Annotated in this window: 18 protein-coding genes; 7 read left to right on the forward strand and 11 right to left on the reverse strand. The window is 71.8% G+C overall.

Going from position 1 to position 19,205, the window contains the following annotated elements:
* Positions 1–71: 71 nt before the first annotated feature.
* Both J8N05_RS31445 and J8N05_RS31450 read right to left on the reverse strand, forming a co-directional pair.
* Complete coding sequence (locus tag J8N05_RS31445) at positions 72–749, reverse strand: AIM24 family protein (RefSeq protein WP_210888829.1); 678 nt, start codon at positions 747–749, stop codon at positions 72–74.
* 363 nt (positions 750–1,112) lie between these two features.
* A complete protein-coding gene (locus tag J8N05_RS31450; protein ID WP_210888831.1) occupies positions 1,113–1,706 on the reverse strand; it encodes a TetR/AcrR family transcriptional regulator in 594 nt (197 codons plus the stop codon).
* A gap of 138 nt (positions 1,707–1,844) precedes the next feature.
* On the opposite strand from J8N05_RS31450, the gene J8N05_RS31455 reads away from it, so the two are divergent.
* Positions 1,845–2,843 carry an NADP-dependent oxidoreductase gene (locus J8N05_RS31455; RefSeq protein ID WP_210890519.1) on the forward strand — a complete coding sequence of 333 codons (999 nt, stop codon included), beginning with the start codon at positions 1,845–1,847 and terminating at the stop codon, positions 2,841–2,843.
* Positions 2,844–2,906: 63 nt separating this feature from the next.
* On the opposite strand, the gene J8N05_RS31460 is transcribed toward J8N05_RS31455, so the two are convergent.
* The 4 genes from J8N05_RS31460 to J8N05_RS31475 form a co-directional block, all read right to left on the reverse strand.
* On the reverse strand, positions 2,907–4,691 hold the full coding sequence (locus J8N05_RS31460; protein WP_210888833.1) for an ABC transporter ATP-binding protein: 1,785 nt from the start codon (positions 4,689–4,691) through the stop codon (positions 2,907–2,909).
* A 99-nt stretch (positions 4,692–4,790) separates the two neighbouring features.
* On the reverse strand, positions 4,791–6,464 hold the full coding sequence (locus tag J8N05_RS31465) for a hypothetical protein (protein ID WP_247706581.1): 1,674 nt from the start codon (positions 6,462–6,464) through the stop codon (positions 4,791–4,793).
* Between the two features lie 8 nt (positions 6,465–6,472).
* The gene (locus tag J8N05_RS31470) at positions 6,473–8,347 is read right to left on the reverse strand and encodes a flavin-containing monooxygenase (RefSeq protein WP_210888835.1); all 1,875 of its coding nucleotides are present in this window, start codon (positions 8,345–8,347) and stop codon (positions 6,473–6,475) included.
* 142 nt (positions 8,348–8,489) lie between these two features.
* Positions 8,490–9,278, reverse strand: coding sequence for a response regulator transcription factor (locus J8N05_RS31475; RefSeq protein WP_383936149.1), 789 nt, complete (start codon positions 9,276–9,278; stop codon positions 8,490–8,492).
* 113 nt (positions 9,279–9,391) lie between these two features.
* Between J8N05_RS31475 and J8N05_RS31480 the strand changes: the two genes are divergently transcribed.
* On the forward strand, positions 9,392–9,838 hold the full coding sequence (locus J8N05_RS31480) for a MarR family winged helix-turn-helix transcriptional regulator (RefSeq protein ID WP_210888836.1): 447 nt from the start codon (positions 9,392–9,394) through the stop codon (positions 9,836–9,838).
* A 59-nt stretch (positions 9,839–9,897) separates the two neighbouring features.
* Here J8N05_RS31480 and J8N05_RS31485 read toward each other — a convergent pair whose 3' ends face one another.
* The 5 genes from J8N05_RS31485 to J8N05_RS31505 all read right to left on the reverse strand — a co-directional run bounded on the left by J8N05_RS31485 (position 9,898) and on the right by J8N05_RS31505 (position 12,757).
* Positions 9,898–10,656, reverse strand: coding sequence for a DUF1775 domain-containing protein (locus tag J8N05_RS31485; RefSeq protein ID WP_210890522.1), 759 nt, complete (start codon positions 10,654–10,656; stop codon positions 9,898–9,900).
* Positions 10,590–11,420 (reverse strand): hypothetical protein, encoded by an 831-nt coding sequence (locus tag J8N05_RS31490; protein WP_210888838.1) that lies wholly within the window; start codon positions 11,418–11,420, stop codon positions 10,590–10,592. The genes J8N05_RS31485 and J8N05_RS31490 overlap by 67 nt, the downstream gene beginning before the upstream one ends.
* 63 nt (positions 11,421–11,483) lie before the next feature.
* On the reverse strand, positions 11,484–11,645 hold the full coding sequence (locus tag J8N05_RS31495) for a hypothetical protein (protein ID WP_210888839.1): 162 nt from the start codon (positions 11,643–11,645) through the stop codon (positions 11,484–11,486).
* 25 nt (positions 11,646–11,670) lie between these two features.
* Positions 11,671–12,141 carry a hypothetical protein gene (locus J8N05_RS31500; protein ID WP_210888840.1) on the reverse strand — a complete coding sequence of 157 codons (471 nt, stop codon included), beginning with the start codon at positions 12,139–12,141 and terminating at the stop codon, positions 11,671–11,673.
* Positions 12,119–12,757 carry an ATP-binding protein gene (locus J8N05_RS31505; RefSeq protein ID WP_210888841.1) on the reverse strand — a complete coding sequence of 213 codons (639 nt, stop codon included), beginning with the start codon at positions 12,755–12,757 and terminating at the stop codon, positions 12,119–12,121. The genes J8N05_RS31500 and J8N05_RS31505 overlap by 23 nt, the downstream gene beginning before the upstream one ends.
* A 308-nt stretch (positions 12,758–13,065) precedes the next feature.
* On the opposite strand from J8N05_RS31505, the gene J8N05_RS31510 reads away from it, so the two are divergent.
* From J8N05_RS31510 to J8N05_RS31530, 5 genes are all read left to right on the forward strand, one after another.
* Entirely contained in the window at positions 13,066–13,941 is an 876-nt protein-coding gene (locus J8N05_RS31510; RefSeq protein WP_210888842.1) for a helix-turn-helix domain-containing protein, read from the forward strand.
* Position 13,942: 1 nt separating this feature from the next.
* On the forward strand, positions 13,943–14,179 hold the full coding sequence (locus tag J8N05_RS31515; RefSeq protein WP_107021994.1) for a DUF397 domain-containing protein: 237 nt from the start codon (positions 13,943–13,945) through the stop codon (positions 14,177–14,179).
* A gap of 70 nt (positions 14,180–14,249) precedes the next feature.
* On the forward strand, positions 14,250–15,068 hold the full coding sequence (locus J8N05_RS31520) for an SAM-dependent methyltransferase (RefSeq protein ID WP_210888843.1): 819 nt from the start codon (positions 14,250–14,252) through the stop codon (positions 15,066–15,068).
* A gap of 359 nt (positions 15,069–15,427) precedes the next feature.
* Positions 15,428–16,444: a substrate-binding domain-containing protein gene (locus tag J8N05_RS31525; RefSeq protein WP_210888844.1), complete on the forward strand. Its 1,017-nt coding sequence runs from the start codon at positions 15,428–15,430 to the stop codon at positions 16,442–16,444.
* A 238-nt stretch (positions 16,445–16,682) separates the two neighbouring features.
* On the forward strand, positions 16,683–19,196 hold the full coding sequence (locus J8N05_RS31530; RefSeq protein ID WP_210888846.1) for a sensor histidine kinase: 2,514 nt from the start codon (positions 16,683–16,685) through the stop codon (positions 19,194–19,196).
* Positions 19,197–19,205 lie beyond the last annotated feature (9 nt).

The raw sequence follows: 19,205 nt of genomic DNA on the forward strand, positions 1-19,205 counted from the left end.
CTCCAGGGGTGCGGGGAACTGCGCGGCCGGCCCCCACCGGCCCGCGGAAGAAGGCTGTCGGGTCGGCCGTGTCAGTGCTGCTGAGCCTTCTGCGGTGTGGCCTCGCTCGGCCTCACGACGACGAATCCCTCCCCCTGGAGCATCAACTGCACGGCCTCGCCCGAGCCGCCGCGGATCATCGAGCCGATGGACTGCGAACGGTGCAGCGAGGTCTGGAGGTTGGCCGTCCAGCCGACCACCGCGTCCGTGTCGACGTACACCGGCCACTGCGGTGAGACCGGGATGACCAGCGGGTTGCCGTCGCAGACCAGTCCGAGCCTGCCCTGTCCGGTGAAGACGCTGTTGAACAGTCCGCCGCCGGACATGCCCGCGCCCTTCACCGTCTTGATCTCGTACTTCAACGAGGCGTCGAAGCACAGGATGTTGCGGCCGTTGACGGTGAAGACGTCACCGGGGTCGATGTCGATGATGAAGCAGTTCTGCGCCTCGTGCGCGAACCACGCCTCGCCCTGCCCGCGCACCGCCATGAGCGGCAGTCCCTCGCCGGTGACCGCACGCTTGAGCATGCCGCCGACACCCTGGCCCTTGCGCTCGAACTGCAGACTGCCCCGGTAGGCGATCATCGCGCCCTGCCGGGCCAGCATCTCGCCGTTGACGGCGTACCTGATCGACTTGGCGTTCTGCACGCTCATGCCCGCGGTGGCGGCCGGCTGCACCATGTACTCGTTGGAAAACAGATCACCCTTCATCCGGGCATCCTGTCCCGCGAGACGCCGGTTGCACCATCCCGCAACAGGAGAAAAGACGCCGCCGAAAGTATCCGCCCGCACGACGAAAGGCAGGGGCGGCCGACGCCCGCTCGCGTCGGCCGCCCCTGCGGGGCCTTTCGGCCCCACCCTGTGGGGGGTGGCTCCGGTTCCCGGTCAGCCGTCCACCGGCCGTGCGCGGCGACCGTTCAAGGTGTTACCCACGGCATTACCCACCGTGTGTTACCCACGGTTCGGACGTGGTTCGAACGACGATAGGCGGCATTTCCGCCTCCCGATACGGGGAAAACCCTCGATCCCGCGCCCCGGAACCCTGACCTTCCGCTCCGGAACCCCGGCCTTCCGCTAGGAACCGCCCTTCGTGGCGCCGCCGCCCGGCGCCGCACCCGCACCCGTACCCGTCAGGACCGCGTCCGCGACCACGTCGAAGAGGTGACCGGCGCGTGACGCGAGCGCGGGCTGGTCGCCGAGCCAGGCGAGCGCCGCGATCAGCGCGAACAGATCGGTGCCGTCGAGGTCGCTCCGCGCCGCGCCCACGGCCTGGGCGCGGGTGAGGAGCCGCGCACCCGCCGCGCGCAGGGTGACGCACGAGGCGTGGAGCGCGGACCCGGTGTCCTCGATTGCGGCGGCCATCAGCACGGTCACGCCCCGGTACTCGGTGGTCCATCCGACGCAGTCGCGCAGCCACGCCACGAGGGCGTCCTCGGGCGAGTCCGACGTTTCGAGGGCGTCGGCCTTCGCGGTCAGTTCCTCGAAGCTCGTGTGGAGCAGGGCTTCGAGGAGCGCCTCACGCGTCGGGAAGTGGCGGAGCAGCGTCGCGAGCCCGACGTCCGCCTTGCGTGCGATGTCGCGCAGCGACACGTCGACACCCTGCTCGGCGATGGCGGCGCCCGCCACCGCGAGCACATGGTCGCGGTTCTTCCTGGCGTCGGCGCGCACCTGTCCCCCTTGACTGTCCGGATCAGTGGTCCATATATTCGGATCAGTGGTCCACTTATATGGATCGCTGATCCGGATGAGTCTATCCCGCAGCGCGGGGAGGAGAAGACGATGCCCGCACACACGACGGCACGCACCATGAGGGCGATCCGGCTGCACGAGCACGGCGGCCCCGAAGTGCTGCGCCACGACGAGGTGCCGGTGCCCGAGCCGGGACCGGGCGAGGTGCTCGTCCGGGTGCACGCGGTCGGCGTCAATCCGCCGGACTGGTACCTGCGCGGCGGACTGACCAGCGTGCCCGGCGAGCCGGATTCGACGATCAGCCTGCCGGTGATCCCGGGGACGGACGTCTCGGGCGTCGTCGAGGCCGTCGCCGCGGACGTGACCGGCCTCGCCGTGGGCGACGAGGTCTTCGGGCTGCTGCGGTTCCCGAGCTTCGACGGCCGCGCGTACGCCGAGTACGTGGCCGCCCGCGCCTCGGATCTCGCGCGCAAGCCGGCCGGTGTCGACCATGTGCACGCCGCCGGGGCGCCCATGGCCGGGCTGACGGCATGGCAGTTCCTGATCGACGTCGGACACGATCATCCGTCGCTCTTCCAGGAGGAGCGGCACCGCCCGACGGCACTGGGCCCCGGCACGACGGTGGTCGTCAACGGCGCCGCGGGCGGTGTGGGGCACTTCGCGGTGCAGCTGGCGAAGTGGAAGGGGGCGCAGGTCGTCGCGGTGGCCTCGGGCGCGCACGAGGCGTTCCTGACCGGGCTGGGCGCCGACCGGTTCATCGACTACACCACGAGTCGTCCCGAGGACCTCGTCCACGACGCCGACCTCGTCCTCGACACCGTCGGCGGTCCCCGCAGCAGCCGTTTCCTGCGCACGCTCAAGCGCGGCGGCGCCCACTTCCCGGTGTTCCTCGGCGAGTTCGACGACGAGGAGGTCGCGAAGCTGGGCGTCACGGTCTCGACCGCCCAGGTCCGCTCGGACGGCGCGCAACTCGCTGAACTGGGGCGCCTGCTCGACGCGGGCACGGTGCGCGTCGAGATCGACAGCACGTACGCGCTCGCGGACGCCCGCGCCGCGCACGAACGGGCCGCCCGAGGACACATCCGGGGCAAGATCGTGCTCACCGTGGCTCCATGAGCGCGACGCCGTGCCCCCGCGCCCCGTGCCCGTGCCCCCGCGCCCCGGTGAGCCGGTGACGCCTCAGACGCTCTCCGGCGCACGCGCGTCGTCGTCGGCCGCGAGGAACTGCGTGGCGGCGAGTTCGGCGTACAGCGGGTCGCCCGCGACGAGTTCGCGGTGGGTGCCCACGGCCCGTACCCGCCCGGCGTCCATGACGACGATGCGGTCGGCCATGGTGACGGTGGACAGCCGGTGGGCGACGACCAGGACCGTGGTGGTCCGGGCGACCTCGGCGACCGTGTCGCGCAGCGCGGCCTCGTTGACGGCGTCGAGCTGGCTGGTGGCCTCGTCGAGGAGCAGCAGCCGGGGCCGTCGCAGCAGGGCGCGGGCGATGGCCACGCGCTGGCGCTCACCGCCGGAGAGCTTGGTGCCGCGGTGGCCGACGAGCGTGTCCACCCCCTTCGGCAGCTTCTCGACGAGCGCGTCGAGCCGGGTCGTCCTGAGCGCGCGCAGCAGTTCGTCCTCGTCGGCGTCGGGGTTGCCGAGCAGGAGGTTGTCGCGGAGGCTGCCGGAGAGGACGGGCGCGTCCTGCTCGACATAGCCGATGGCCGACCGGAGCCCGGAGACGTCCCAGTCGGTGAGGTCGCGGCCGTCCAGCGCGATGGTCCCCCGGTCGGGGTCGTAGAACCGCTCGATGAGCGAGAACACGGTGGTCTTGCCCGCGCCCGACGGCCCCACGAAGGCGGTCATGCCGCGCGGGGGTACGGCGAAGGTCACGCCGTGGTGGACGTAGGGCAGGTCCTCGGCGTACCGGAAGCGGACGTCCTCGAAGGCTATGGAGGCCGGTTCGGCGCCGGGACCTGGCAGGGGCGCGGGCTCGGTGGCCGGTTCGGCGGGCAGCCGGCGCGCCTCCTCGATGCGGGCCAGGGCGGCCGATCCTGTCTGGTACTGGGCGACCGCTCCGACGACCTGCTGGATCGGCGACATCAGGTAGAAGACGTACAGCAGGAAGGCGACGAGTGTGCCGATGTCGACGGCCCCGGTCGCGACCCGCGCGCCGCCGACGGCGAGGACGGTGATGAACGCGATCTGCATGGAGAGTCCGGCCGTGTTCCCCGCCAGCGCCGACCACTTGGCGGCCCGCACGCTCTGCCGCCAGGACTCCTCGGCAGCCGCGTGCACGATCCGCTCCTCGCGGTGCTCGGCGCCGGACGCCTTGATGGTGCGCAGCGCGCCCAGGGTCCGCTCCAGCGAGGCGCCCATGGCCCCGACCGCGTCCTGGGCGCGCCGGCTGGCCTTGTTGATGCGCGGCACGATCACCCCGATCACCGTGCCCGCCCCGACGACCACCCCCAGCGTGACGGCTGTCAGGACCGGGTCGACGAACCCCATCATCACCAGTGTCGCGAGCAGGGTGAGCCCGCCCGTGCCGAGCCCGACCAGCGAGTCGGTGGTGACCTCCCGCAGCAGGGTGGTGTCCGAGGTGATCCGGGCCATCAGGTCCCCGGGCTCGCTCTTGTCGACGGCGGATATCCGCAGGCGCAGCAGATGCGAGACGAGCCCCCGCCGCGCCCCGAGCACGACGGACTCGGCGGTGTACCGCAGCACGTACGAACCCAGCGCGCCGATCATGGCGTTGGCGACGACGAGCCCCGACATGGCCAGCAGCGCGCCGGTGATCGCCCGGTCGTGCCCCAGGTCGTCGATCAGCGTCCTGGCGACCAGCGGCAGCGCGAGCCCGGCGGCCCCGGTCAGCAGCGACAGCACGGCACCGAGCAACAGCGTCCAGCGGTACGGGCGTACGTAGGCGAGGAGCAGCCGCCACGACGGTGTGGCTGCCGGGTCGGACGGCTGGGACTGCGGCACGGTACTCCCCCTGAACTTCCCCTGGGTGAAAGGTCAGATGAAGTATCGCCGATGCCACTGACAGCGCCGCGGCAGGTTCCCGCCCGGGCTCGGCGTCCGCTACGGCGTCCGCCCGGCCGCCGCACCGCCCCCGCCGTCGGCACCGCGCTCGCCGTCGGCGCCGACGGCGGTCAGCCGCAGCACGGTGCCCTCGCCGTTCGCCGAGAGGAGGAGGGTGCCGTCCGGTGCCACGGCGAGACCGGCGAACGGGCGGGGCGAACCGGGCATGCCCTCGACGAACAGCGCGGGTTGGGCGCGGGTGATGCCCGGCGGCAGGCCGACGGGGAGGTCCTCGGCGTCGACGCGGCTCTCCCCCGTGCCGAGCGAGACGGCCCGCAGGCACCGGCCCAGTGTGTCCACCGTGAACAACTCGTCGCCGCGCACGACGAGTCCCTGCGGCGCGCCCAGTCCTTCGGCGACGGTCACCACCTCGCCGTCGCCGTCGATCCGGAGCACCGCCCCGAGCCGGTCGTCGCTGACGTGACAGCGGCCCTCGGCGTCGAAGGCGACGTCCACGGGATGCCGTAGTCCCTCGGCCAGCACGGTGACGGCGTCGGTCTCGTCCATGCGGATGACGCGGCCCGCGCCCGTCTCGGCGACCACGAGCGCCCCGTCCGGTGCGACGGCGATCCCGGTGGGCCGGTCCAGCCCCCGCACCCGTACGCGCGTGGTCCTGCGCACGGGATCGTACGTACGGATGTCGCCGTACTCCGAGGCGAAGTGCAGGAGGCCGTCGTCGGCGGTGATGCCGTGCACGAAGGTCTGGAGTTCATGGGTGAGCACGCCGCTTGAGTCGCCCTCACCGGAGTCGCCGGGGCTCGCGAGGCGGTAGTGGTCGGCCGCGTACACCGTGCCCCGCGGGTCGACCGTGACCCCGAAGGGGCCGCTGAGGCCGCGGGGGACGATCTCCCGGGTGCGGCCGTCCTCGTGCATCTCGGTGACGCCGCCGCTGCCGAAGCTGGAGACGTACATGCGGTTCTCCGCGTCGAAGGCCGCGTTGTCGAGCCCGACCACCCCGCTGACGACGACCGTACGCGCCCCGGTGGCCAGGTCGATACGGGTCACGATGCCGGCCGGACCGCGGGAGAGGACGACGAGGACGCCTCCCTTGTCGAAGCGGACCGCGACCGGGTCGTCGACGTGCTCGGCGAACAGTTCGGGCACGCCCCCGTCGGGCGGGATCCGCCAGACCTGGTTGCCGATCATGTGCGGGTAGTAGAGGAAGCCGTCCGGGCCGAGCTGCATCGCGTTGCCCAGGGCCAGTCCGTCGGTCAGGACCACCGGGTCGCCGCCGTCGGGGAAGAGTTCCAGCAGGCGGCCGTTCATCCGCATCTCGTTGACGAAGAGCCGGTCGCCCACGCAGGTGATGCCGTTGGGCACCCGCACCTCGTCCGACACGAGGGTGTACGTGCCGTCGGGGGTACGCCGCCACACGCGCCCCGGTGTCAGGTCGGCGATGTACATGGAGCCGTCCGCCCCGAAGGCGAGGTCGTCGGGTGCCTGGACCGGGCCGTCCTGCTCCACGACGACGTCCACGTCACCGGAGGCGGGGTCCACCGCGCTGATCCGCCCGGCCAGGAACTGCGCCACGTACAGCCGTCCGTCGGGGCCGAAGGTGACGCCGTTCGAACCCCACAGCCGGTTCGGCGGGTTGAGCCGGTCGCTGTGCCAGCGGCGGCTCGTCACCCGCCGGCCGCCCGTGTCGTCGAAGCGGCTGGGGCCCGTGCTCGTCACCGGCCGCATCACCGGCCGCCCTCCCCGTCGACGAGGACGTCGTCCATACCGCCGTCCGCGCGCCACCGCCTGAGCAGTTCGTGGAAGGCGACAGGGCCGTCGCCGTACGACTCGCTGCGCTGCCGGGGCCTGCCCTCGTTGTTGTAGTAGCCGGGGGTGCACTCGGCCTGGAAGGCGTAGAGGTCCGCGGCCTTCTCACGGATCGTGGCGACCCAGGCGGTCTCGGCCTCGACGGTCGGCTCCACGTACCGCGCCCGCCGCTCGCGTGCCTCGGCGATCACCTCGGCGACGTGGGTGGCCTGTTCGTCGAGGATGTGGACGTAGTTCACGGCGCTGGCGTTCTGCAGCGGGCCGAGCTGGAAGAGGTTGGGGAAGCCGTTGCTGTAGAAGCCGTGGAGTGTCCTGGCCCCCTGCCGCCAGTCGTCGGGCAGCCGGGCGCCGCCCCTGCCGTGCACGGGGAGGCGGCCCGAGAGGATCCCCGAGACGCCGACCTCGAAGCCGGTCGCGAAGATGACGCAGTCGACCTCGTACGCGGTACCGCCGACCACGACGGCGTTCTCGGTGATGCGCTCGACACCCCCGTGGTCGGCGGTGTCGACGAGCGTCACGTTGGGCCGGTTGAACGTGTCCAGGTAGTGGTCGCTGAACGTGGGCCGCTTGCACATGTACCGGTACCAGGGCTTGAGCGCCTCGGCCGTCGACGGGTCCTCGACGACGGAGTCCACCCGGTCCCGGATCTCGTTCATCTTCTGGAAGTCGGCCAGTTCGTCCAGGCGCTCCCGTTCCTCCGTGGGGAGGTCCGCGTAGTTGTCGGTCGGGATGAGGTTCTGCAGCAGCCGGGCGCTGCTGGTCCAGCCGTCTGCCACCAGGTCCTCCCCGGCGGGTGAACCGGTCACGGTCCGCAGGAAGTTGTCCCTGCGGTGCCGCTGCCAGCCCGGTTCGAGCGACTTCGCCCACCCGGGGTCCGTGGGCCGCTGGCCGCGCACGTCCACGGAGGACGGCGTGCGCTGGAACACGTACAACTGCCGTGCGTCGCGGCCCAGATGGGGCACGACCTGGATGGCGGTCGCGCCGGTGCCGATCAGGGCCACCCGCTTGTCGGCGAGCCGGTCGAGGTTCCCCGTCGCGTCGCCGCCGGTGTACGCGTAGTCCCAGCGGCTGGTGTGGAAGGTGTGGCCGGTGAAGGTCTCGATGCCCGTGATGCCGGGGAGTTTCGCCTGGCTGAGCGTGCCGCTGGAGATCACCACATGGCGGGCCCGTACGCGGTCGCCGCGGTCGGTGGAGACCACCCACTCCGACTCGGCCTCGTCCCAGCGCAGTTCGGTGACCAGGGTGCGGAAGCAGGCTCCGTCGTACAGGTCGAAGTGGCGCGCGATCGCCCGCGCGTGCTGCCGGATCTCCTCGCCGGGGGCGTACTTCCACTCGGGGATGTGGCCGACCTCTTCGAGCAGCGGCATGTAGACGTACGACTCGATGTCGCAGTGGATGCCCGGGTAGCGGTTCCAGTACCAGGTGCCTCCGAAGTCGCCGGCCTTCTCGATGACGCGGATCGACCCGACGCCCGCCTGGCGCAGCCGCGCGCCGGCCAGCAGACCGCCGAATCCGCCGCCGACGACGACCGCTTCGACCCGGTCGTGCAGCGGCTCCCGGGTGAACTCGGCGCTCTCCACGTACGGATCGTCCGCGTAGTAGCCGAACTCGCCCGCGATACGGCGGTACTGGGCGTTTCCCTCGGGACGGATACGGCGCTCGCGCTCGGCGCGGTATCGCGCACGGAGGGCGTCCGGGTCGAACCCGAGCGCGTCCGGGCCGGAACCGGGGTCGGCACCGGGGTCGGCACCGGGGTCGGGTGCGTCGGACGAGGCGTGGGGGGTGGGGGGCATACCTGTCCTTCTGATGTGGGGGGGGGACGGCGACCTCTGTGATCACATGCAACCGGAACGGACTGACGGCTCACGGCCGGTGACCTGACGGGAAGCTGACGTGACCCGGATCACACCCTCTCGCCACGGGAAGGGGCAGGACTCAGTGGCCGAGGCGGTAGCCGAAGCCCCGGCGCGTATGGATCAGTGAGGGCTGCTCCTGGTCCACCTTGTGGCGGACGCGCGAGACGAGCTTCTCGATCGCGTTGCCGGCCCGTGCCTCCCCCCAGACATGGAGGCAGATCTGCTCCTTGGACAGGACGCGTTCCGCGTTGACCAGCAGATGGCGCAGCAGCCGGTACTCGGCCGGGGTGAGGTCGAGCGCCCGCCGGCCGCGCCAGGCCTGACAGGTGCCGTCGTCGAGCGCGAGATCGCCGTAGCACGGCCCCTGGCGCACCGGTTCACGGCCGCGCAGTAACACATGGACCCTGGCGAGGACTTCGGAGATCCGGAACGGCAGGGTGACGTAGTCCGCCTGCCCCAGGCCGAGTTCGGGCACCAGGGCCCCCAGCGTCTCGTACGGGGCCAGGAAGAGGACCGGCGGACGGTCGGCCGGGCGGAACCGGCGACCCTCCCCCAGGCTCTCGACATCCGGGACCGTCACGTCGAACAGGACCAGGTCGAAGCGGCCCTCCGCCAGCCGCAGCATCCCCCGGGCGCCGGTACGCGCGACGGTCACCCGGTAGTCGGCCAACTCCAGGGTGGTCGTCAGCAGATCGGCGACCGCCGGATCGTGGACCACGACCAGGAGGTGCTGCCCCGCCCCGCGCGCGGGCACGGACACGTCGGCCCCGGTCACGTACTCCCCGACGGCGCCGCCCGCTCCGTACACCCGGTCCATCTCGTCCATCCCGCCCATCGCACGCACCTCGTCCGCGAAGAGCATATGCATCATGCACAATACGTGTCGGATGCATATTTGATGTCATGTCTGATGCCCCTGGCCGCGGGACCGGACGCATGGCCGGGGCGAGAGTCAGCTCCGGGGAAGGACCGGCGACCGACATGGACAAGCCCACCCACCTGATCGAGTTCGAGACGATGCTGCTCGGGCGGCACCTCTATCTGAACTCGCCCCGGGCCGGCGGTCGCCTCGAACGCAGCGCGTACATCGTGCTCAGCCGCATCCGGATGGAGGGCCCGATGTCCATCGGCCAGCTCAGCGACGCCTTCGGCCTGGACGCCTCCACGCTCAACCGGCAGACCGCGGCCATGCTCCGCGCCCACCTCGTCGAACGCATCGCGGACCCCGAAGGCGGCATCGCGCGCAAGTTCCGGATCACCGCGGAGGGCGAGCGGCGGCTCGACACCCACCGCCGGGAGAGCGTCCAGGGGCTGGAGCGGGTGATGGCCGGGTGGGAGCCGGAGGAGGTCGCCGCCTTCGCCGCGTATCTCAAGCGGTTCAACACGGACATCGAGAACCTGGACGAGCGTCCCTGGCCGCGCCCCTGACTGCGCCTACGCCCGCCCCGGCCCGTGGGGCGTCGCGCGTCCCACGGGCCGGGTGGGGGTCAGCCGCCGGTGGCGGAGGCGCGGCGCTTGGTCAGCCACCACGCCCCGCCGCCGAGGACGAGCACCGCGGCGATCGCGCCGCCGACGAGCAGCCCCGTGGACGAACCGTCGTCGTCCTTCTTGGCCGCGGACTTCTCCCCGGCCCCGGCGGCCGTGGTCGCGGTCGATGTCGCCTCGGCCGACGGCGTCGGGCTGGGAGTGGGACTCGCGCTGGGGCTGGGGGCGATGGGGGTCGCGCCCGGTGCCGCGGCCTTCAGCTTCAGGAGCGGGGCGGGCTGTTCCCCCTCCTCCCCGTCCTTGGGCAGTTCGATCCAGCGGGAGATCTCACCGTCGCTGTAGGTCTCCACGGTCTTGAAGGCCACCTCGTCGGCGTCCGGGAGCTGCCGGACCTTCACCTCGTACTCGGCGTCGACACCGGTCTTGAGCGCCGGACCGCCGACCACGTAACCGTCGGCGGTCGTCTTGAGGCTCCAGCCCTTGGGGGCCTTGCCGAGCGACACGTCGGCCGGTGCGATCCCCTTCGGCAGCACGACCCGCACCTCGCGGAAGCCCGCGGAGGCGGACTCCGCCTCGGAGACGAAGGTGAGGGTGACGTTCTCGGCGAGGGCCTGCGCCTTGTCGGCCTCGGCCTCCGCGTGCGCGGCGGCGGGTCCCGCGAGCGCGAGGACGGCCGCCAGCGCGGCGGCGCCGGTCAGCGCGGCACGGCGAAGGTTCGTGGACACGGACGAGGACTTGGTGAACGTCGTGGGCTTGGGCATGGACGTGGACACAGAGGAACTCCTTGCTGGTGGAACCGGGTGGGCCTCGGAGGCCGGACCCGGGTGAGGGGGACGCGCGGGACGGGCGTACGTCCCGGAGGTCCTCTGCGCACCAGCGTGTGTTCGAGTGTGACCGTCCGCGTTCCCGCCGGGCGGTCGGGGAAGCGGGTGGGCAGTGTGGGCGGCGGCTCCTGCGCGGCGGCCGTGCCGGTCGGCAGGAGCCGGGACAGCACCGCCGTCGCGAGCGCGCGCAGCGTACGGCCGGTGACCAGCGCCGCCCCGACCGCCGCGTCGGCCCGGTGGAGCAGCCAGGCGACCAGGAGGGCCGCGCAGACGTGGGCGGCGGTCATCGCCCCGGCCGCGTGCTGCCAGGGGTGACCGGGATGTCCGCCGCCCGCCGCCATCGCCACATGACCGGCGTGCGCCAGGTGCTCCGTACCGGCGTGCCCCGTACCCCGGTGGCCGCCTCCGGCGACCGTGCCCAGCGCGAGATGCATCGCGCCCTGCGCGGCGAGCGTGCACCCGGCGACCGTGAGCAGTCCCGGGCGGCGGCGGGCGAGCGGGCGCACGGCGACGAACTGCGCGACGGCGAGGGCGGCCACGAACCGCCACGGCACCTGTCCGCCGTCGACCGCGTGATGGCCGACGGCCGCGAGCACACCGCCGACCAGGGCGAACGCCATGGCCCGGACCACGGCCGCCGCGGAACCCGGCCCGGGCCCGAAGGCCCGGCCCTCGCCCCGCGTCACCTGGTCACCCGGCACGGTCGCCCGCCGTCCTCCCCCGCGCCCGTCACGTCGCCGAGCGTCGCGTCACATCAAATCGCGTCACGGCGCGGCGCGTACGGCGTTCGCCGCGTCGCGTACATCCATGTCCACGGAGGAGGCGGGCTGGAAGTCGGGGCGCAGCCCCACTTCCAGGGGCGCGGGGAACTGCGCGACGAGCCCCCACCGGCCCGCGGACGAACCACCCGGCCGGCCGGCGTTCACGCCGGGAGGGGCGGCCGCGGGCCGCTCAGGCCCCCGCGGCGAGGGACCAGCTGGGGACGCGGCCGGCCAGGCGGCACGCGAGGAAGTACAGGGGGATCGGCGGGGTGTAGGGCGAGTCGCCCGCGGGGCTGTGGATCAGCCGGGGTTTCGCGGAGAAGCGGCCGCGGCGGGCCCGGGTCCAGGACGGGTCGGCCCGGCGGGCGCCGACCGTGTAGGTCACGGACGGCGGCCAGTCGACGCCGATGTGGGATCCGGCGGGGACCACCCACCACCAGCGTCCGCCGTCCGCGGAGCCGTCGTCGGAGTCGTCGGCGAAGACACAGCCGATACGGGGCAGACAGTCCAGGATGCGCTGGCCGTGCTCCCTGGACGTGCCCACCACGTCACACCCCAGACCGGTGCGCAACCGTGCGGGTATGACCAGGCGGATCGGGCGCCGGGAGGGGGACGTCACGGGCGTACGCGACCACGGTTCAGGGGCGTGCTGCAGTTCCATGAGGCAGGGATCCTTCGGCCGAGTGGGGGGCGGGCCGGGTGAGGTGCGGGGTGGACACACGCCCGGAGGAGGCGTGTGCCCGTCTGTCCGACGGCACGGGGGACGGCGGGGGAACCGTCGTCGGACGCGCCGGCAGGACGGCCCAGACGACGCGTCCGGAGCCGTGCGCGGTGTCGCGCGTGCCCCAGTCGGTGCTGAGCATGCCGACCAGCATGAGTCCGCGGCCGCCCTGGTCGTCGAGTCGGGCGGTGCGCTGGGCGGGGATCGACAGACCGCGGTTCTGGTCCTCGACCTCCAACTGGATCCGCTGTCCGTCGGAGCGCAGTCTGCACACGATCCGCTCGCTCGCCGTGTGCGTGAGCGCGTTGGTGACCAGCTCGGAGGTCACCAGGACAGCGTTGTCACATGCCTCGGGATCCGTGCCCCACGCGCGGAGCAGTTCGGTCACGTTCCGGCGGGCCAGGCCGACCGAGGCGGGGGTCGGGGGCAGGCCGAACACGCCTGACCTGTCGGGTGTCCTGTCGCTCGTCGTGCCGAGCGCGCCGTCTGCCGCGCTCTCCGTGCGTTCGTCCGCGGGCAGTCGGCCCAATGGCTTGGGGAGAGAGGGCGGAGCCATCGCCGTTCGCCTTTCGTCTGCCTTCGCACCGGGGGTCAGACCGGTGCCGGTACCCCACGGATCCGCTGCGCCGCGGGGTGCGAACACCCCGTTGCGGACAGTGACGACGCGCGATCCGTTCTCCCCCAACTGGACCGCGCCGTCAGGTCGTTCACCGGGCCGTGACGGTACGCCCTACTGTGACACCTGCCAACATCAGCTCGCAACCGGCAAGTTGAAAATTGCAATTCAGCAGGTGCATGCTTCCTCTGTCGAACGGGTGATCGTGACAGACTGCGACCTCGAAGCCCGCTGTGAGGGGGTAAGGCGTGACCGCTGAGACCGACTGGGGTGGCGCGCCCTCCGTCCTGCGCATGATCCTCGGCAGACAGCTGGAGGAACTGCGCACCCGGGCCGGGCTGACGTTCGAGCAGGCCGGTGCGGCGCTCGGGGTCAGCCACTCCACGATCCGCCGGATGGAGGCCGCCAAGGTGGCCCGGCTGCGGCTGCCCGACGCGGAGAAGCTGCTCCAGATCTACGGCGTGACCGACCAGCAGGAGATCGACACCTTCCTGAAGTCGGTCCGTGAGGCGAACAAGCGCGGCTGGTGGCACACCTACCGCGATGTGCTGCCCGACTGGTTCTCCGCGTATCTGAGCCTGGAGCAGGCGGCGCTGCAGATCCGCGCCTACGAGGCCCAGTTCGTGCACGGGCTGCTGCAGACCGAGGAGTACGCGCGCGCCCTGCTGAGCGCCGGGAACCCGCACGCCTCGGCGGACGCGACGGACCGCCGTGTGGCCCTGCGCATGCGGCGCCAGGAACTGCTCACCAAGCCGTCCCCGCCGCGGGTGTGGATCGTGATGGACGAGACGGTGCTGCGGTGGCCGGTCGGCGGCCCCGAGGTGATGCGCGCCCAGATCGACCATCTGATCGAGGTCAACTCGCTGCCCCACGTGACGTTGCAGATCATGCCGTTCGCGAACGGTCCGCACCCGGCCATGCGGGCGGGCGCGTTCCACCTCTTCCGGTTCCGGGCGCGCGAGCTGCCCGACATCGTCTATCTCAGCGGCCTGGTGGGCGCTGTGTACCTGGACAAGGACGACGACGTCGTGGTCTACCGCGAGGCCCTGGACCGGCTGGGCGCCCAGTCGGCGCCCGCCAGAAAGACCGAGGCCCTCCTCGGTGCTATCCGCAAGGAGCTCTGACGTGCACCACCACATACGCAACGGCATTCCGTCCCGCGAACTCGGCAACCGCGGCTGGTACAAGCCGTGGAGCGACGACGCGGGCGGCGCCTGTGTCGAGGCGAAGAAGCTCGGCGACGGCCGGGTCGCACTGCGCCAGTCCACCGACCCCGACGGTCCCGCGCTGGTCTTCACCCCGCGTGAGATGACGAGTTTCCTGGCGGGCGTGAAGGCCGGCCGCGCCGACTTCTTGCTCTGACCGCTGTTCCGAAACTCCTGATGGTGCTTGAGCGTTCACCGTGAACCGACGACATGATGGGAGATCGGCGTTGCCCGACAACGACGGATGGCCTGCCGACCGGATCGACACCGAGAGCGCGCACTCGGCTCGCATCTACGACTACATCCTCGGCGGCAAGGACTACTACCCCGCCGACAAGGAGGCGGGTGACGCCATGGTGCGGGAGTGGCCCGCCATGCCCGTGCACATGCGCGCCAACCGCGACTGGATGAACCGCGCGGTGCGCTGGCTCGCCGAGAGCGCGGGGATACGCCAGTTCCTGGACATCGGGACGGGCATCCCCACCTCCCCGAACCTCCATGAGATCGCCCAGTCGGTGGCCCCCGAGTCCCGTGTGGTCTACGTGGACAACGACCCCATCGTCCTCACTCTGTCCCAGGGGCTGCTCGCCAGCACCCCCGAGGGCCGGACGTCGTACATCGAGGCGGACTTCCAGCACCCGGAGGCCGTGCTGGGCTCCGCGGAGTTCCTGGAGACCCTGGACCTGGACAAGCCGGTCGCGCTGACCGTCATCGCGATCGTCCACTTCGTGCTGGACGAGGACGACGCGGTCGGTATCGTCCGGCGGCTGCTGGACTCCCTGCCCGCGGGCAGCTATCTGGCGATGACCATCGGCACGGCCGAGTTCGCGCCGCAGGAGGTCGGGCGGGTGGCCCGTGAGTACGCGGCGCGCGGCATGCCGATGCGGCTGCGGACGATCGGTGAGGCCGAGGAGTTCTTCGACGGTCTCGAACTGGTCGAGCCCGGGATCGTCCAGGTGCACAAGTGGCATCCGGACGGCACGGGCGAGCAGGACGTCCGGGACGAGGACATCGCGATGTACGGGGCGATCGCCCGCAAGGGGTGACGCTGCCGCTGTGAGCAGCTGCGAATCCGGCGTGCAGCCGGGGCTGATCCCGGGTGAAGCCGGCCTGCGGAACCGGCCTGCGGACCGTCCTACGACATCCGCGGGCCGGTGGGGGCGGGCCGCGCAGTTCCCCGCGCCCCTTCGGGGGCGCCCGACGGGGCGCCCCCGCACCCTCATCCCTACCTCAAATCAAAAGCGCACAACTCGGGCCATGCGGTCACTCACTTGACGACCGGGCGTCACACACGGTTGGCTCCGGCCAGCAAAAGTCGGACGGTCGGCACCTCGTCCCGTCGGCCGTCACAGCGACTTGACGCCCCCATCCGCTTGTCGGCCGCACAGCGAGGTGCTGTTCCCCCATGACCCACACTCCCTCCCGCCCCCTTTCCAGCAGATCCGCGCGCGGCACCGCCGCCGTCGCCGCCTGCGCCGCCGTCTCCCTGCTCGCGTCCGGATGTACCGGCTCGGACGGGGCCGACTCGGACGCCACCACGGCGGGCAAGGCCGGCGGCTCCGGGATCAAGGTCGCCCTGATCACCCACAGCGCCCCGGACGACGCGTTCTGGGAGCGGGTGCGCAAGGGCGCCGAGGCCGCCGCCGCCAAGGACGGCATCGACCTGGCGTACGAGAGCGACCCCGACGCCGCCGGACAGGCCAAGCTGGTGCGCGAGGCGGTCGCCGACAAGGTCGACGGCATCGCGGTGACCCTCGCCAAGCCCGAGGCGATGAAGGGCGCGGTCGCCGCGGCCAGGGCGGCGGGCATCCCGGTGGTCGGCCTCAACTCCGGTATCGACGCCTGGAAGGCGGGCGGCCTGATGCAGTACTTCGGCCAGGACGAGAGCGTCGCGGGCCGGGCCGTCGGCGACAAGCTGGACTCGCTGCGCGCCAAGCACGCCCTGTGCGTCATCCACGAGCGCGGCAACGTGGCCGTGGAGGCCCGCTGCGCCGGGGTGAAGAAGACCTTCGGCGGCCGTACCGACCTGGTCTACGTGGACGGCACCGACGAGGACGCCCTGATCGAGTCCGTCGCCGCCGCGCTGCGCCAGGACCCGACCATCGACGAAGTCGTGATGAACGGCGCCCAGTTCGCCCTCGCGGCCGTGAAGTCGGTGAAGGAGGCCGGCAGCAAGGCGAAGATCGCCACCTTCGACCTCAACAACGACATCGTCAAGTCCGTGCAGAGCGGGGACGTGCAGTTCGCCGTGGACCAGCAGCCCTACCTGCAGGGATACCTCGCCGTGGACGCGTTCTGGCTGTACAAGACCAACGGCAACGTCAGCGGCGGCGGGGAGGAACCGGTGCTCACCGGACCGGCGTTCGTCACCAAGCAGAACGTCGCCTCGGTGGCCAAGTACGCGGCCAACGGGACCCGCTGAACCGCCCGCCGGGCCGCCCGGACGGAGATCGCCTTATAACGGCGATGACAAGGTTTGGGGTACTCACGGTGCGTACGGTCACTTGTACGGATAGCATCCTGCGGACCCCCTGTGTGTACAGGACACGCGCTCACCCCGCGCGGCCGTCCCCTGCCCTGCCGACGATCCGACACCCCGCGCGACCGCCCGAACTCCCCCGCGACTGACCCTGCTCACCGCTGATCGCTCTAGGACGACGATGTCTCCACGGACAGGCGCCCGCCGCCGTCTCGGCTCCATACGTCTCTCGCTGATCCTGCTGGCCCTGGTTCCCAGCGTCACCCTCGCCGCCATGTGGGGTGTGACGACGATCCAGATGTTCTCCGAGGGCCTGCGGCTGCGGGACCAGACCGGGCTCAGCCGGTCGACCGGGGCCATGGGTACCGACGCGACGCTGGCGCTGCAGAAGGAACGCAGCCTGTCGGCCGTGCTGCTGGCCTCGCCCGACAGCTCCCGCAGTGCCCTGGACGCGCAGCGGGAACGTACCGACAAGGCCATCGCGACGCTGGTCGGCCAGTCCGACCGGATCCGGGAGGCACCCACCCGCATCCGCGACCGGATGTACTCGGTCATCGCGTCGGTGGGCAGCCTGGAGTACTACCGGGGGCAGGTGGACAACCCCACCGACATCACCCCCGAGCAGGCGCTGGACCAGTACACCTCGATCATCGACGACCAGATCCACGCCTTCCAGGAGATCTCGCAGGTCGACGACGGCGAACTCACCTCGCAGGCGGGCCCGCTCGTCGCCCTCGAACACTCCGCGGAGCTGGTCTCCCAGGAGGACGCCCAGCTCCATCTGGTGTGGCCGGCGGGCAGGCTCGACGACGCGTCGTGGAGCCACTTCACCCAACTGGTCAACGCCCGGCGCTTCCTCGTCGAGGACCAGCTCATCCCGTCGCTGCGCGGCTCGGTCAAGACACAGACCGAACGGATCCTCCAGGGCTCGGACTGGAAGTCCCTGGAGACCGTCGAGGAGCAGGTGCTCGCGGCGCGCGCGAAGGGCGGCGACGGCGGGCGGATCGACCTCCCGAACGCGGAGAAGCGCTGGACGACGGCGTACGACAAGCTCCGGCTGCAGTACTCCACCCTGATCCAGCAGGAGACGGCGGCGCTGCTGCAGCGCAGTGACGACCAGGCCGAGGCGCTGCTGATCAAGGCCGCCGCGCTGAGCGCCGCCGGACTCGTCGCCCTGCTGGTGTGCGTCTTCATGTCCTGGCGCATCACCCGCTCCCTGTCCCGGCGTCTGCGCGGGCTGCGGATCGCCACCCTGGGCCTCGCAGAGGAGCGGCTGCCCGACGTGGTGGCGCGGCTCGACCGCGGCGAGACCGTCGACGTGGAGTCCGCGACGCCCGAGCTGGACTACGGCCGCGACGAACTCGGCCAGGTGGCCCAGGCGTTCAACACCGCCCAGCGCACGGCGGTCAACACCGCCGTGGAACTCGCCGACACCCGGCGCGGTTTCCAGAAGGTCATCCTCGGCATCGCCCGGCAGAGCCAGAACCTGGTCAACCTCCAGCTCACCAAGCTCGACGCGCTGGAACGTCAGCACCAGGACCCGGAGATCCTCAAGGGCCTGTACGAACTCGACTCCACGGCGAGCCAGTTGCGCCGCTACGAGGAGAACCTGGTCATCATCAGCGGTGAGCGGCCCGGCCGCAGCTGGACCGAGCCGGTCGCCCTGATCGACATCCTGCGCAGCTCGGTCGGCGAGGTCGCCGAGTACCAGCGCGTGGAGGTGCAGACCGACGAGGAGGTGTTCCTCGCCCCGCCCGCGGTGGCCGACGTCATCCACCTGCTCGCCGAACTCATCGACAACGCGACCACGTACTCCCCCGCGCCCAGCCCCGTCGGAGTACGGGCCGGACTGGTCGCCAAGGGCCTCGCGGTGGAGATCGAGGACCGCGGCCTGGGCATGTCCGAGGACGACTACGCGTCGTTCAACGCCCAGTTGGCGGTGCCCCCGCAGTTCGACGTGGTGGCCCTCGCCGACGACCTGCGGCTCGGCATGTTCGTGATCGCCCGGCTCGCCAACCGGCACGGCGTCACCGTCACGCTGCGGCCCTCGCCGTACGGGGGCACGACCGCGATCGTGCTGATCCCGTACGAGATCGTGGTGCGCGAGACCCCGGAGTCCGCCGCCGGGGGCGCGCGGGCGGCCGACGAGGCGCGCAGGCCCGCTGGGGAACCACCGGTCCGGGCCGCCGTCGCCGCGAAGAGCACGAGCGCGCGGGACACCGAGGACGCCGAGGCGGACGGGCCCGTGCACGAACGCCCGCGGGAGGCGCAGCCCGTCGCCCGCGCGCGGACCGCCGAGGTGCCCGCCGCACGGACCGGCACCGTCAGACCCCGTCCGGAGGAGGGCCGTTCCGACACGGGCCGTGCCGATACGAGCCGTGCCGGCGCCGACCATGCCGGCACGGGCCGTTCCCGGCCGGGCGGCCTCCCGGCGCGCGACGGCCTCAAGGCTCTGCCGCGCCGGGTGCCGCAGACCAGCCTGGCCGCCGAGTTGCGTGAGGACTCCGCGGCCGACGAGGCCGACAGCTCCCTGGACGACTTCACCGCGGAACGCGCGGCCTCCTCCCTCGCCGGATTCCAGCGCGGAACACTCCAGGCGCGTGACAACGACGCGGATCCGTCGTACGACCAAGGGGAAGAAGCCGCTCCCGAAGGCGCTTCCGTCACCTCGACTCCGCCCGCTGACCGCTCATGAAGGACAGAG

This window comes from Streptomyces liliiviolaceus (assembly GCF_018070025.1).
In the GTDB taxonomy this organism is placed as follows: Bacteria; Actinomycetota; Actinomycetes; order Streptomycetales; family Streptomycetaceae; genus Streptomyces; species Streptomyces liliiviolaceus.